This window comes from Bacillus sp. cl95, assembly GCF_900115925.1.
GTDB lineage: Bacteria > Bacillota > Bacilli > Bacillales > Cytobacillaceae > Neobacillus_A.
The window spans coordinates 1-15,714 of sequence record NZ_FOYF01000012.1 but is presented as its reverse complement, the minus strand read 5'-3'; the positions used below and the strand labels follow the sequence as shown (position 1 = coordinate 15,714).

Below are 15,714 nucleotides of genomic sequence, written 5' to 3'. Positions count from 1 at the left end.
ACAAATGAAAACAGCCGTTGTAACGGATAGTACGGCCTATATCCCAAAAGAATTATTAGAAAAATTTCATATACATATGATTCCCCTTAGCGTTATTTTTCAAAACGAAACGTATCAGGAAGAAGTAGATCTTGGTCCAACTGAATTTTATGCAGAAGTACGCGAGCGTGGTGTTTTGCCGACAACATCACAGCCACCGATTGGCAAGTTTGTCGAGTTGTTTGAAAAGCTTTCTGCCGATTACGACGCGGTGATTTCGATTCACCTTTCGAGCGGAATCAGCGGCACATATCAAGGTTCCGTTACTGCAGGTTCCATGGTCGATGGTCTGAAAGTGTATTCGTTCGACTCGGAAATCTCTTGTATGGTTCAAGGGTTTTATGTCCTCCAAGCAGCTAAGATGGCTGATGCAGGAAGCTCGCCAGAATTTATTATGGCTCGCTTGAACGAAATGCGCGATTCGGTTAAGGCATACTTCATGGTCGATGACCTCGACCATCTTCAACGCGGTGGACGCTTATCAAGCGCGCAAGCTTTGATTGGCAGCTTATTGCAAGTGAAGCCGCTTCTTCATTTTGAAGACAAGAAAATCGTACCTTTTGAAAAAATAAGAACCCGCAAACGCGCCATGAAACGCATCGTCGAATTACTAGAGGCTGACGTAAAAGCAGCTGGCGAAGCTTCTGAGTTCCGTGCAGCAATCATCCACGCCAATCGCGAAGAAGAAGCGCTCGAATGGAAATCTGAACTAGAAGCGCAGTTCCCAAACGTCGAATTCATGATCAGCTACTTTGGCGCCGTCATCGGCACACACTTAGGCGAAGGCGCCATGGGCATGGGCTGGGTGAAAAAATAGTTTTTGTTGTGCGGCCACTCCGGATGGGGTGGTTTTTTTGATGGTGTTTTTCTGAAAATTCAATCTGGCGTAATATAAGCTCAAACCCGCGGGATTTTTAAGGAATCCCGCGGGACTTTGAATTAAGTAGGCGGGATTATTGCAGATTCGTGCGGGATTGAAAAAAGTATCTTTTTTTATTTTAGCTAAAGTCACAAACATGACATTTACTCGTACAAAAATGGCAGGTATGGTCTTCCTTTTTGAAGAAAGTTACTTCTATAACTGTAAGGGAGGAGAAAATTTGATTGTAAAAGAAAGAAAAAAGCCAATAAGATTACTTTTTGCAGAAGCGCTTTTCCGAAGACTTCGAAAAGGTCTTCAAACACAAAATTTTTTGTACATTAGAATTACCCTATTCTGCTTCAACACGGAAAAGGTTATATCACCTCCAACCACTCTTTGATAAACATAATAAGGAGTAACCCCATGCGATTCTTCCAAAATGAAAATCACCTCACTATAAGCCGTGAACCTGGCTCTCTGCGAATTTTAGATTTGAAACACATTCCCCAGCCCCAACCAAACCCAAATTACGATTTTGATAAAAACCTTCAAAATCTTCTTAAAGGAAAACAGCTTCTCCACGATGATTTGCCATATAAACCCGATATCATCCATGAGCATTATGAAAATGGTCTCGTGACCTATCGAGCGGGAATATTGCGCAACGGAAAAAAAGAAGTATGTGCTCGTTGTGGGAATGCCGAAGCGAGATGGTTTGCGAAATTTCCGTGTTATCGGTGTGGAGAGACTTGTACGTATTGTCGGAAGTGCTTGATGATGGGGAGAGTAACAGACTGTACGCCTTTATTAGGGTGGCAGGAAAATAAGGGAAATGAGCCCACCTCTGAAAACCATCTCCTTGCATGGGCCGGCACACTCTCACCTGGACAGCAAACTGCATCTATAAACGTCATAGACGCCATTCGACAAAATGATGAACTGCTTGTCTGGGCAGTTTGCGGGGCGGGAAAGACAGAAATCTTGTTCAAAGGAATTGAAGTGGCGCTTATGCAACACAAGCGGGTGTGCATTGCGACGCCGAGAACGGATGTTGTTCTAGAACTTACGCCGCGTTTACAAGCAGCCTTTCCCCACACGCCGATTGCTTCCTTATACGGTGGCAGTCCTGACCGGCACACCTATGCTCCGCTCACAATTGCGACGACTCACCAGCTACTGCGCTTTTATCAAGCGTTTGACACCATTATCCTAGATGAAGTGGATGCTTTTCCGTATACAGTTGAAGAGGCGCTGCAATATGCAGTGAAACAAGCGCGTAAACCCCAATCAGCTATGATTTATTTAACAGCTACGCCAAACACAAAATGGCAGAGAGAATGCCAACAAGGAAAAAGAAACTTCGTCACGATCCCTGCACGCTTTCACCGTCATCCGTTACCTGTACCGCAAAATACTTGGTGCGGCAATTGGCAGAAGCCTCTGCAGAAAGGAAAACTGCCTAACAATATCCTTCGCTGGACCAAACAAAGGCTTGATACAAACAAACAAGCTCTCATCTTTTTTCCACACATTGCCCTCATGGAAAAAGCACTCCCCATCCTGCAAAAGCACCATCCGAATATTGAATCGGTCCATGCTGAGGATCCTAATCGAAAGGAAAAGGTTCAAGCGATGCGGAAAAAAGAAACGCTTATCCTCTTAACGACCACGATTCTTGAAAGAGGAGTGACGTTCGCGAATATCGATGTTGCTGTTGTTGGAGCGGAGGATGATGTTTTCACTGAAAGTGCACTCGTTCAGATAGCAGGCCGGGCTGGACGCAGTCCCCAATACCCCGATGGCAACGTTACTTTTTTTCACTACGGTAAAACAAACGCAATGGAAAAAGCGAAACGGCAAATTTTAAAGATGAATCGAGAAGCACTCACGAAGGGATTGGTGGACGCATGAATTGGCTTGGGCATGAGTATTGCCTTGTATGTCATGAATTGATGTTAGAGGAGATAGGGTGGGGGACCATTTTTTCAAAAGAAAAAGAGAAATTCCTCTGCAATGAGTGCAAAAGCAAATTAGAATTGATTGCTGGTGACACTTGCGAGATTTGTGATAGGACATTCGCCACACTTGATCCAGCATTTCGTCATGAAAATCAATGTTACGACTGCATCAGGTGGGAAAATGACTTGGAGTGGGCAGGTGCTCTGGATCAGAACGTTTCCCTCTACTCCTATAATTACTTCATGAAAGAAATCATCGCGTGCTATAAATATCGGAGTGATTATGTCCTCGCGGAAATATTCGTAGACAACGTAAAACGGAAATGTCCGAAAGCAGATTTGTATGTCCCAATTCCATTAAGTGATGAACGGCTTTACGAGCGCGGATTTAACCAAGCTGAAGCCATTCTCCAAGTCGCAAACATACCCTCCACAAACCTTCTCACGAGAATCCACTCCGAAAAGCAGTCCAAGAAATCCCGTTCAGACCGAATCCATCTCCCTCAGGTTTTCAACCTCACAAAGAATTATGACCTAACAGATAAAAAAATCGTCTTAATTGACGATATATATACCACAGGCTCTACATTAAGACATGCAGCCAAACTACTGAAACAAAACGGAGCTGAAAGTGTAAGTTCGCTTACACTAGCTCGTGGATAAATAGATCAGGGGGAACGATTAATGGATTTACAGAACTGCCCACATTGCAATGAGATTTTTGTTAAAACGCAATTTCGTGAACTTTGCCAAAAGTGCTGGAAAGCTGAAGAAGATCAGTATGATATCGTACAGAAATTTTTAAGAAAAAGAGAAAATCGCGCAGCAACGATGATGCAAGTTGAAGAACAAACAGGTGTGCCTGAAGCCACCGTCCTAAAGTTTATTCGTTCAGGACGCTTGCATATCACAAGTTTTCCGAATTTAGGATATCCATGCGATCAATGCGGCAGCTTGATTCGTACAGGAAAGCTTTGTGACAAATGTGCAAAAGAACTCCTAGACGAGCTTAAAACATTTGAAAATGAAGAAGAAAGAAAACGCCAGCTTCATAAAAAGTCCACTTATTACTCATCTAAGTGAAAAATAATCTAAATAGCACGGACATAAAATTATTTCTATAGGTATTTTGGCTTAATTTAACTTTTTTTATAAACAATGTCTCACTTTTGTCCGATAATACTAGTGGAGATGATTTCTCGGTAGAAAGTGAGGAGAATATCTATGAAAATCAACAATATTGGACCATCTGGAATTAACCCTTATAAGCGTCAAATGAATAAAATGGATACAGCGCAAAAATCAGTGAATAAGGCTTCTGATAAGCTTGAAATCTCAGCTACTGCTAAAGAAATGCAGCAATTGTCCCAAGTTGCCCAGCAACGTCAGGCTCGAGTGGAAGAACTGAAGAGCCAAGTTGAAGCTGGCACTTATCAGGTAAAGCCTGAAGAAGTGGCAAAAAGCATCGTAAACTTCTATTTGAAAAACTAATATGCGGAAAGGAGGGTAAAGCATGTCCGCAACGACCTTGATCACATCAATGGAAAAACTTTTGAAGCTTCACCGCAGTTTGTTAGATTTAACAACCAAGAAAGCTGACATTGTGAAAAAAGGGGACATGGATGCCCTCAATCAGCTTATAAAAGATGAACAGAAACACTTAACAGCGATTTCGATGATTGAAAAAGAAAGATTAGCCGCGACAGTAGCTATTGTTCCAGAACTGGAGCAACCTACTGTTTCTGACTGTCTTGAAAAAGTAGAAGAATCGGAAAAACAAAAACTTGAAGCTGTCAGGGATGAACTACTGGAAACAGTGAAGCAGATTCAGGAAAAGAACGAACATAACCAGCAATTAATTTATCAATCCATGCAATTCGTCAATTTTTCTTTGAGTCTTGTCGCCCCGCAGCCTGAAAGTTTCACTTACGGACCACCGGCAGGCCATAAGAAGACAGCACCACAGTCTTCTGGAATGTTTAATTCAAAAGCGTAAACAAATACGACTTTACTTTTAATAGTATGGAGGCTAACCATGCGTTCAACCTTTATGGGATTAGAAACAGCGCGCCGTGGCATGTTTACACAGCAAAGCGCTTTATATACAACAGGACATAATATTGCCAATGCCAACACACCAGGCTATTCTCGCCAACGTGTTAACTTCACACAAACGGAGCCGTATCCGCCAGCATCGATGAATCGTCCGCAAATACCAGGACAAGTTGGATCAGGTGTAAAAGCAGGCTCCATTGAGCGCGTTCGTGAAAGTTTCCTTGACGTTCAATACCGAGGTGAAAATAACAAACTTGGTTACTGGGAAACGCGTGCGGAATCATTCGGAAAACTTGAAGAAGTCATGAATGAACCATCTGATTCAGGACTTGCCCAAACAATGGACATGTTCTGGCAATCACTACAGGATTTGGCGGTCAACCCGACAAACCCTGGGGCAAAGTCGGTTGTGCGCCAACGCGGAGTGGCTGTAGCGGAGACATTCAACTACTTGCACAGTTCACTGTCATCCATTCAAAAAGACGTTGGAAACGAAATCAACGTAACGGAAAAAGAAATTAACTCTGTTACTTATCAAATTGATCAAATCAATAAGCAAATTGCCGGAGTAGAACCGCATGGCTACTTGCCAAATGATTTGTACGATGAGCGCGATCGTTTAATTGACCAGCTATCATCACTAGTGAATATTAACGTGAGCTATGTTGTTCCAAATGGTGCAGATGGGAAACCGATTCCTAATGCAGAAGGAAAAGCGATCGTTAAACTCGTTAATGATACGGGCGTTGAACAAGGTGTTTTGGTAAGTGAAACAGCTTCTAATGAGATAAAAGTGAATTATGATGGTATCGGTGGTTCTATTAAAACGGTAACCGTCGCAGGAGCATCCATCGAATTTACTCAACTTAAATCTACTGGTAAATTAAAAGGTTTAATCGAATCATTTGGTTATGAAGAAGCTGGTGCGGTAAAAGGCATTTATTCTAATATGCTAGCTGAACTAGATACACTAGCATTTACGTTTGCTGAAAAATTCAATGAGGTTCATGCTGATGGCATGAGCTTGAATGATATGAAAAAGACACCTCCAACGAAGTCAGGTAATCCGTTCTTTGCTGATGAAGCAGGGGCAATGACCAAAGAAGGTTTCGCTGGTCGTATGGAAATCGCGCAAGCTATCCTTACTAGCGTCGATAATATTGCAACTGCAAATGGTGACGATCCGGCAAATGCAACATTAGGTGATGCTAGTAACGCTTTAAAACTTGCCGAGGTAATCAATGAGCAACTGCCATATGGTACAACAAACTCCAACTTCCGTAACTACTACGAAGGTGTTATCGGAAGCATGGCGGTTCAATCGCAAGAAGCTGTTCGATTATCAACAAATAGCAGCTCACTAAGACAATCGGTTGATGAAAAGCGTCAAGCAACAAGCTCGGTTTCATTAGACGAAGAAATGTCGAACATGATCCAGTTCCAGCACGCTTACAACGCATCCGCTCGAATGATCTCACTTACAGACGAACTACTCGAAAAAATCATTAACGGTATGGGTACCGGCGGAAGGTAGGTAAATAGCAATGCGTGTAACACAATCAATGCTTTCTAATAACTCCATGAAAAACCTTAGCTCAAGCTACCTTCGGATGGGGAAATACCAAGACCAGTTATCGACAGGTAAAAAAATCACCAAACCTTCAGACGATCCGGTAGTTGCGATGAAAGGGATGTTTTATCGTTCTGGTTTGACGGAAGTAGAGCAGTATAAACGTAACCTTTCTGAACTTTATCTATGGATGGAGAATTCGGAGGCGGGGATTGATCAAGCTAATTCTGGATTGCAACGTGTTAAAGAACTTGCCGTTCAGGGTGCTAATGGTACATTAAGTGATTCAGACCGTGATGCAATTGCTCGTGAAATTGAAGAAATAAAAAAAGATATGGTTAACACTGCGAATACAAAGGTTGCAGGCCGTTATATATACCATGGGACGGATGTTGATAAACCGGTTGTAACAGGTAGCAACCCACCTGTTGTAGATACTAATATAACTGACACGAACATTGATAACTATCGTGTTGAAGTATCGCGTGGTGTAAGCCTTAAAGCTAACATTAATCCTGCAAATGTATTCAATCAAGAATTGTTCGATGTTCTTCAAGGGGTTCAAGAAAGTATGCAAAATAATGATGTAACAGGGATGAACGCGTTACTTTCACGACTAGATGGGGTAGCAAATAGTTTATCTGGTGAACGTGCGGAATTAGGTGCTCGTTATAATCGTTTGGAAATGGTTGAATCACGAATTGATCAGCAAGAAGTAATGGCTAACAGAATACTATCCGACAACGAGGATGCAGATATTGAAAGAGTAATCACAGATTTGAAGACACAAGAGAGTGTCCATAGGGCTGCATTGAGTGCAGGAGCAAGAATTATACAACCGACTCTGATGGATTTCCTACGCTAACCATAACAAAGGGCAAGGCCCTCTCAATAGGAAAGAGCCTTATCAAATTTTTTGATAAGGCTCTTTTTCAAATGAAAGTCAAATATAACTATAAAGGATGTGAATTTAATTGAATATCCCCCAAATTCGGTTGGAGTCGACACCAGCAAAAATTGAAATGAGCACACAAAAATCTATGTTGGAAATCGATCAAAAATCCGCTGAATTATCTATTGAACAGCCAGCAGCTGAAATGGAAATTGATAGGAAGCCTTCTATGCTTTCAATTGATCAAACAAAAGCAAGAGAAGATATGGATCTTAAACATATTTCCAAAAGAATTGAAGAAGCGGCTCAACTTGGTTATGAAGATTGGTTGAATGGGATTGGTAGGGTATCCCAAGATGGTGATGAGTTGATGATGATTGAAAATGGAGGCAACCCCATCGCTGAACAGGCGAAGCGAAATGGAGAATCGCCTACCTATGAATTTAATATTGGTTGGATACCTTCTGCTGGAGGAGTACAAATTAATTATGACCCAGGAAAATTAAATATAAAGTGGAAGGTAAATAAACCTATCATTGAAGTGAAGACGAATGTACCTACCGTTCAATATACTGCTGGAAAAGTGAACATCAATATGAAGCAATATGCCTCTTTAAGGATTGATTTCGAAATTTAGAGTTTGTTTTAATTAGTTTGATCAAACGATATAAAGGAATGATACTATTATGAAAGCTTTAACGAAATATCACGGGGAAGTTGATATTATTTTGGAAGAAATCATTCATTTTGAAAAAGGTATACCAGGTTTTGGGGATGAAAAAGAATTTGTTGTTCTTCCTTTATCAGATGATAAGACATTTTTGGTATTACAATCAGTAAAAAATCAATATCTAGCGTTCGTTATTACAAATCCTTTTCACTTTTTCAAAGAATATGATTTTCAAATGGAAGACGCTGAAGTAAAAGAATTAGGTATAAATGACGAAAAAGAAGTAGTTGTTTATTCTATTTTAACGGTTCAGGATCCATTTGGAAAAACAACGGCTAACTTGCAGGCACCTCTCATTGTTAATTCTAGCAACCGAAAAGCGAAGCAAATCATTTTAAATGATTCTGAACTTAAAACCAAACATCCTATTTTTCACGGTGCATCTTCCGTGCCTTCGAAAGGATGATATAAATGTTAGTGCTCGCTCGTAAAAATGGAGAATCAATTAAAATTGGTGATGACATTGAAATTACTATCCTTTCAACTAAAGGAGACCAGGTGAAAATTGGTATTAGTGCTCCAAAAGATGTTGAAGTCTATCGGAAAGAACTTTTTGATCAAATTATTCAAGAAAATCAGGAAGCATCAAAGGATATTAGCGGAATATTAGGATTCTTGAAGAAGGTGTAATTTACCATTAAAAAACTACTAAACACACTTCATATTCTACCGATAATAATATTGTAAAGGGGACGAAGGGCGTCTGATCTTTTGCGCCTCTTACAAACTAAAACTTAAAACAGTTCACAAGGAAGTGAACTGCACATTCAAGGAGGAAATAATAATGAGAATCAATCACAACATTTCAGCACTTAACACTCACCGTCAAATGACAATGAACACAGTAAACCAAGGTAAAAACATGGAAAAATTAGCTTCAGGTCTACGAATCAACCGTGCTGGAGACGATGCTGCAGGTCTTTCAATCTCTGAAAAAATGCGCGGACAAATCCGTGGATTAGAGCAAGCATCTCGTAATGCGCAAGATGGTATCTCTTTCATCCAAACAGCTGAAGGCGCATTAAACGAAGTAAGTGACATGTTAGTTAGACTAAAAGAGCTTACTGTTCAAAAAGCAAATGGGACAAACAGTACAGCTGATACAAATAATCTTGACCTTGAAATGACTCAACTCGGATTAGAAGTTGATAAAATCATCAATAAGACAGAGTTCAATACTGCAACTGTATTCACAGCAACAAAAGATATCGTTGTGAGTGATGATGATACAGACACTTTTGCGGTTGGAGTTGTTCAGGCAGCTTTAGGCTTAAGTAATGCTTCAAAAACAGCAGATGTTGAAACTGCTATTGATACAATCAATACTTCAAGATCAACTCTTGGGTCTCAACAAAACAGATTAGAACACACTATTAACAACTTGGGAACAACTTCAGAGAACTTGACTGCTGCAGAATCTCGCATTCGTGATGTAGACATGGCGAAAGAAATGATGAACCAAACTAAGAATTCTATCCTTTCTCAAGCTGCTCAGGCAATGTTGGCTCAAGCTAACCAACAGCCGCAAGGCGTACTTCAATTACTTCGTTAATTCTATTAGACTTCAACCATTTGGTTGGAGTCTTTTTTACTATAAGATTTTTGAAATATACAAAAAAACTTAAATATAACTATAAAAAAGTATTAAACACATTCACTAGTCAGCCGATAATAATACTGTAAGGGAGACGAAGGGCGACCGACCTTTTGGATCTCGTGCAAAACTAAAAATCAAAACAGTTCACATGGACGTGAACTACACATTCAAGGAGGAAATAGTAATGAGAATTAATCACAACATCGCAGCACTTAACACTCACCGTCAAATGACAATGAACACAGTAAACCAAGGCAAGAACATGGAAAAATTAGCTTCAGGCCTGCGTATCAATCGTGCAGGTGACGATGCTGCTGGTCTTTCAATCTCTGAAAAAATGCGCGGACAAATCCGTGGATTAGAGCAAGCATCTCGTAATGCACAAGATGGTATCTCTTTCATCCAAACAGCTGAAGGCGCATTAAACGAAGTAAGTGACATGTTAGTTCGCTTAAAAGAACTTTCTGTTCAAAAAGCAAACGGTACAAACAGTGCTTCAGACCAGACTAACCTTGCGCTTGAAATGACTCAACTTGGAGCAGAAGTTGATAAAATTATCACTAAAACAGAGTTCAATACTGCAACTGTATTCACAGCAACAAAAAATATTGTAGTAAGTGATGATGATACAGATACTTTTGCTGTTGGTGTGGTACAAGCTGCACTAACTTTAGGTAGTGGTTCTGCTACTGCAGCTATTGAAACAGCTATCGATACAATCAATACTTCTAGATCAACACTTGGATCACAGCAAAACAGATTAGAGCACACTATCAACAACCTTGGAACAACTGGTGAAAACTTGACAGCTGCAGAATCTCGTATTCGTGACGTAGACATGGCTAAAGAAATGATGAACCAAACTAAGAACTCTATCCTTTCTCAAGCTGCTCAAGCAATGTTGGCACAAGCTAACCAACAACCACAAGGCGTACTTCAATTACTTCGTTAATATTACTGAGACTTTAACCAATTGGTTGAAGTCTTTTTCTTTAAAGGATAATTATTCATAAGAAAAACATAAAATAATTATAAATATTTGTAAAAAATATTAAACAAATTTACTAAGCAGACGATAGTACTATTGTAGGTGGTACAAACCACCTAATTTCTTAGACCATTTTGAAAAAATTAATGCAGTTTACAGGGATGTGAACTTAACTCTCAAGGAGGATTTATTAATGAGAATCAATCACAACATTTCAGCACTTAACACTCACCGTCAAATGACAATGAACACAGTAAACCAAGGTAAAAACATGGAAAAATTAGCTTCAGGTCTACGAATCAACCGTGCTGGAGACGATGCTGCAGGTCTTTCAATCTCTGAAAAAATGCGCGGACAAATCCGTGGATTAGAGCAAGCATCTCGTAATGCGCAAGATGGTATCTCTTTCATCCAAACAGCTGAAGGTGCATTAAACGAAGTAAGTGACATGTTAGTTCGCTTAAAAGAACTTACAGTTCAAAAAGCAAACGGTACAAACAGCGGTTCAGATAAGACTAACCTTGATCTTGAGATGACTCAACTTGGAGCAGAAGTTGATAAAATCATCGCTAAAACAGAATTCAATACTGCAACTGTCTTCTCAGCTACAAAAAGTATTGTAGTAAGTGATGATGATACAGATACTTTCGCTGTTGGGGTTGTACAAGCTGCACTAGGTTTGACTAGCGCTTCTACTACAGCAAATATCGAAACAGCTATAGATACAATCAATACTTCGAGATCAACTCTTGGATCACAACAAAACAGATTAGAGCACACTATCAACAACCTTGGAACAACTGGTGAAAACTTGACTGCTGCAGAATCTCGTATTCGTGACGTAGACATGGCGAAAGAAATGATGAACCAAACTAAGAATTCTATCCTTTCTCAAGCTGCTCAGGCAATGTTGGCTCAAGCTAACCAACAACCACAAGGCGTACTTCAATTACTTCGTTAATTGTATTTAGACTTCAATCAAATCATAGGGTTGGAGTCTTTTTATTAAGCATTGTTATAAGTTAAGAAAAAATTTTAAAAAGATAATAGGTTTATGGACCTATTCATCATTTTATATTAAACTATAAGTATTAAATCTAGTTAATTTAACCTAAGTGAAAAAGGCAAACTATGGGAAACCGTAGGACGCAAAGCCAAGGGCCTAAACCAAAAATTTTAAGTTTTGGTAGGCAGCCGGTTGCCACAAGGAATCATAGCACCTTTCTATGAACCTTGTTTAGGGTTCTTTTTTATTTTCGTTAAATTCAACGAAGAAAGGTGGAAAAGTATGAAGAAAAGAAACATAAGTTTGTTAATGGTTATTCTTCTGTTCCTACAATTGCTCAGTCCTATTGGAGAAACATTTGCTGCTGAAAGCGGGGTTATCTTGCCTCCGAGTAATCTGGCATTTACCAAAATTACGCCGGATGATGGAAAGCTTACTTGGAATTCTGTTTACGAAGCAACTAGTTACAATATTTATGGAATAACGGAAGGGCAATTAGCTTTACTCGGTAATTCGAAATCGAATAATTTTAATCTTCCTGACCTCCCTGAGGGAAAATATAATTATGTCGTATCCTCGCTAAAAGATAACTTTGAATCAGGACCAACAGCACCAGTTGAAGTTGAAATTATATATCCTGAAATGCTAGCACCAACTCCATTATCTTATTCGATTCAAAATGGAAATGACATTGTATTAAACTGGGGAGAATCGAAGTATGCAGAGAACTATAATGTCTATTCTGTTTCAGCAAGTGGTCAAAAAACACTTATAAAAACAACAAACTTAAGAGCCTTTTCAATCACTAATGTGGCTGAGGGAAGTTACTCTTACGCAGTTTCTGCTGCCAACTCTTTATATGGAGAATCTGTCCTTTCGGCAACGGTGACAGCAAATTTAGAATATCCCGTTATGAAAGAACCTAATACTGCTTCGTTTTCCATTTCAAATGGTAGCGATGTTACTCTTAATTGGCAAGCTACAAGCTTTGCAACTGGTTATAAAATATATCAAGTTATTGATGGTGAAGAAATATTACAAAACACAGTAACTGCAGCAACTACTGTAAAATATTCAAATAAATCTCCTGGAGATTATACTTATAGAATTTATTCCTATAGTGACCGTTTTGGGCAATCACTTTCAGGAAAAGAAATCCGGTTAACAGTAAGTTCCATAACTATGGTTCCACCAAGCAATCTTTCAAATAAAATTCAAAATACAAATGATGTATTTTTATCCTGGAATCAAGTTCCATATGCTACTGGATATAAGATTTACCAGATTAGTAATGGAGAAAAAACATTAAAGAGTACAGTCACAGGTACAACATTAACACTTACAAATGTACCTGGGGGAGACTACATTTACGAAGTCCACTCTTATAGTGATCGTTTTGGAGAATCAGAAGCAGGCAGTCAAACGATGTTTACAATGAATACAATTACGATGCTTCCTCCGGCTAACGTAAGTTATAAAATTCAAAATGGAAATGATATCGTATTGTCATGGGATGCTGCTCAAAATATTACAGACTATAAAATATATCAAATAGTTAATGGGCAAAAGATATTGAAGAACACTGTCTATGGTACGAGTGTAACTTTTGCAAATATGCCAGCTGGAGAATACATTTATGAGGTATATTCAAATAGTACAAAATTTGGCGCATCAACAGAAGGTAGAACCATATCTTTTTCCCTAGTACATCCTCAAATGAACCCGCCAGTGAATGTTATTCAGACCATAAATAGTGCAACTAGTTTTACATTGAAGTGGGATGCTTCTGAATATGCAACAAGCTATAAGGTTTACCAGGTTATAAATGGACAAAAGACCTTAAAGAGTACGGTGTCGAATCCGAATGTTTCTTTCAGCAATATGGCACCTGGTAATTACACTTATGAAATTTATGCCTCTTCAAGCAAATTTGGAGATTCTAAAACAGGAAGTTTAATAGATGTTGTGTTAAACGGACAAGTTATGGAAGCTCCAAGTAATTTCGCGTTTGCTATAAAAAATGGAAATGATATTTCACTTTCTTGGAATTCTGTACCATACGCGAACTCATATAAAGTATACAAATTGGTTGATGGCAAACCCGTTTTACAAAGTATAGTGTATGGAACAAATGTTACTTACACTAACCAGCCTGAAGGAAACTTCACTTACTTAGTTTATTCAGTTTCCACACTATTAGGCGAATCACCTGAAGGATCGGAAATACAAGTAAACTTGACCCATCCTAAAATGGAAAAGCCTAATGACCTAACAAGCAAAATTCAAAATGGGAATGATGTCGCTTTAACTTGGGCTACTGTTCCTTTTGCAAACGAATATAAAATTTATGAATTAATAGATGGACAAGAAATCATTAAAGCTACTTCTTCCACGACAAACAAGATTATTACAAACGTGTCGGAAGGGAATCATATTTACATTGTACGCTCTTTTAACGCCCGATTTGGACAATCTGTGGAAGGTAGTCAAGTTTCAACAAATGTTGTTTATCCAATCATGCAGACTCCAGATAATTTGACAAAGAGTATTGTAAGTGGAAATGATATTAGGTTAAGTTGGAATACAGTTCCTTTTGCAACTTCTTATAAAATATATCAGATTATTGATAATCAACGAGTTTTGAAGATGACTGTTTCAACTCCTTATCATGTATTTACTAATATGCCTGAGGGAGATTATTCCTTTGAAGTTTACTCGTATAGTGACCGTTTTGGTGAGTCGTTAAAAGGTAACGCTATGTCTCATACTCTTGTTTTCCCTGTAATGCAAGCTCCAAAGAATTTGGCACAGAGTATTTTTAATGGAAATGACATTCAACTAAGATGGGATGCTTCGACATATGCGACTGGATACAAAATTTATCAAGTCAAAGACGGCATCAGGGAGTTCGTCAGGACCGTTACGGGAACTTCTAATACTTTTGTAAATATGCCAGAAGGTAATTACCTATACGAAGTTCATTCTTATAGTGACCGTTTTGGAGAATCCCCTGAGTCGAGCAAAATGAGCCTGAATCTTACATGGCCAGTGGTACAGCCACCGGTACTACAAGGTGCGGTTGTCAATGCAAACAACATTCAATTAACTTGGAAAGCCGTTACATGGGCAAATGAATATCGTGTTTATAAAGTGAGTGGAGAAACCAAAGAACTAGTATATAAAGGGACTGCTTTAAATTTCACTGCTTACAATTTATCAGAAGACACACATTCTTATGTTGTAACAGCAATGAGCAGCCGCTTTGGGGAATCACAGATTTCCAATCTTTATAAAGAGACGATTGTTTATCCAGAAATGGAGGCTCCTGTTGCAAGCCTTAAACTGTTAAGTGAAACGAGTGCAAGAATTTCATGGAACTTTGTCACCTATGCGAATGGTTATAATGTTTTTGAAATAATAGATGGGAAACCTGTTCTAATAGCGGGAAAGGTTAATAACCTTTCTTATACATTACAAAATCTTTCCTATGCGAACCATGAGTACTATATAACTTCATATAGCAACTCATTTGGAGAATCGAAACCATCTGAGAAGGTACTTGCAAAGCTAATTTTGGATACTCTACCCCCTGTAACGAACACAGATGCTGAAAGCCAATGGACAACTGGTTCTCAGATTATCAACTTGACAGCAACCGACGATGAAACCGGAGTTGCAAAGACACTATATTCTGTCAACGATGGTTCATTTGTGGAAGGTTCAACTTTTACAATTGATCAAGAAGGAGTCAATAAATTATCTTTCTACTCAATCGATAAAGTAGGAAACAAAGAGGATGTAAAAACGGTAAATGTAAAAATTGATAAGACTTTACCTGTGACTACGGCAGAACTTCCTGACGGATGGGAAGTTGAGGATTTCACTGTAGTATTGAATGCTACTGATGCACAAAGCGGAGTAGCAAAAACGTTTTACTCACTTAACGGAACAGAATTTACTGAAGGCACAACCTTATCTGTAAATGAAGAGGGAGTAAATTCAGTTTCCTTCTATTCA

Annotated in this window: 15 protein-coding genes and 1 riboswitch; all 15 genes read left to right on the top strand. The window is 39.0% G+C overall.

Features of this window, described 5'->3' with window-relative positions; translation table 11 throughout:
- Positions 1–4: 4 nt before the first annotated feature.
- Complete coding sequence (locus tag BMZ31_RS19340) at positions 5–856, top strand: DegV family protein (RefSeq protein WP_090833560.1); 852 nt, start codon at positions 5–7, stop codon at positions 854–856.
- Between the two features lie 468 nt (positions 857–1,324).
- The gene (locus tag BMZ31_RS19330; protein ID WP_090833558.1) at positions 1,325–2,812 is read left to right on the top strand and encodes an ATP-dependent helicase ComFA; all 1,488 of its coding nucleotides are present in this window, start codon (positions 1,325–1,327) and stop codon (positions 2,810–2,812) included.
- Complete coding sequence (locus BMZ31_RS19325; protein ID WP_090833557.1) at positions 2,809–3,522, top strand: ComF family protein; 714 nt, start codon at positions 2,809–2,811, stop codon at positions 3,520–3,522. Before BMZ31_RS19330 ends, BMZ31_RS19325 begins: the two co-directional genes overlap by 4 nt.
- A gap of 21 nt (positions 3,523–3,543) precedes the next feature.
- The gene (locus tag BMZ31_RS19320; RefSeq protein WP_090833556.1) at positions 3,544–3,942 is read left to right on the top strand and encodes a TIGR03826 family flagellar region protein; all 399 of its coding nucleotides are present in this window, start codon (positions 3,544–3,546) and stop codon (positions 3,940–3,942) included.
- Positions 3,943–4,083: 141 nt separating this feature from the next.
- Positions 4,084–4,350 carry a flagellar biosynthesis anti-sigma factor FlgM gene (flgM, locus tag BMZ31_RS19315; protein ID WP_090833555.1) on the top strand — a complete coding sequence of 89 codons (267 nt, stop codon included), beginning with the start codon at positions 4,084–4,086 and terminating at the stop codon, positions 4,348–4,350.
- A gap of 22 nt (positions 4,351–4,372) precedes the next feature.
- Positions 4,373–4,855 carry a flagellar protein FlgN gene (locus BMZ31_RS19310; RefSeq protein WP_090833554.1) on the top strand — a complete coding sequence of 161 codons (483 nt, stop codon included), beginning with the start codon at positions 4,373–4,375 and terminating at the stop codon, positions 4,853–4,855.
- Between the two features lie 39 nt (positions 4,856–4,894).
- Positions 4,895–6,448, top strand: coding sequence for a flagellar hook-associated protein FlgK (gene flgK, locus BMZ31_RS19305; RefSeq protein WP_090833553.1), 1,554 nt, complete (start codon positions 4,895–4,897; stop codon positions 6,446–6,448).
- Between the two features lie 10 nt (positions 6,449–6,458).
- Positions 6,459–7,349, top strand: a complete 891-nt coding sequence (gene flgL / locus BMZ31_RS19300; RefSeq protein ID WP_090833552.1) for a flagellar hook-associated protein FlgL — start codon at positions 6,459–6,461, stop codon at positions 7,347–7,349.
- A 109-nt stretch (positions 7,350–7,458) separates the two neighbouring features.
- Complete coding sequence (locus tag BMZ31_RS19295) at positions 7,459–8,013, top strand: DUF6470 family protein (protein ID WP_090833551.1); 555 nt, start codon at positions 7,459–7,461, stop codon at positions 8,011–8,013.
- A 49-nt stretch (positions 8,014–8,062) separates the two neighbouring features.
- The gene (gene fliW / locus BMZ31_RS19290) at positions 8,063–8,512 is read left to right on the top strand and encodes a flagellar assembly protein FliW (protein WP_175478185.1); all 450 of its coding nucleotides are present in this window, start codon (positions 8,063–8,065) and stop codon (positions 8,510–8,512) included.
- Between the two features lie 5 nt (positions 8,513–8,517).
- Entirely contained in the window at positions 8,518–8,736 is a 219-nt protein-coding gene (csrA, locus tag BMZ31_RS19285; RefSeq protein ID WP_090833549.1) for a carbon storage regulator CsrA, read from the top strand.
- Between the two features lie 154 nt (positions 8,737–8,890).
- Entirely contained in the window at positions 8,891–9,658 is a 768-nt protein-coding gene (locus BMZ31_RS19280) for a flagellin N-terminal helical domain-containing protein (RefSeq protein WP_090833548.1), read from the top strand.
- 229 nt (positions 9,659–9,887) lie between these two features.
- Entirely contained in the window at positions 9,888–10,655 is a 768-nt protein-coding gene (locus BMZ31_RS19275; protein WP_090833547.1) for a flagellin N-terminal helical domain-containing protein, read from the top strand.
- Positions 10,656–10,884: 229 nt separating this feature from the next.
- The gene (locus tag BMZ31_RS19270; RefSeq protein WP_090833546.1) at positions 10,885–11,652 is read left to right on the top strand and encodes a flagellin N-terminal helical domain-containing protein; all 768 of its coding nucleotides are present in this window, start codon (positions 10,885–10,887) and stop codon (positions 11,650–11,652) included.
- Between the two features lie 152 nt (positions 11,653–11,804).
- Positions 11,805–11,897: riboswitch (cyclic di-GMP riboswitch) on the top strand.
- Positions 11,898–11,979: 82 nt separating this feature from the next.
- Positions 11,980–15,714: OmpL47-type beta-barrel domain-containing protein (locus tag BMZ31_RS20145; protein ID WP_139205984.1), on the top strand; the 3,735-nt coding region annotated here is incomplete at its 3' end.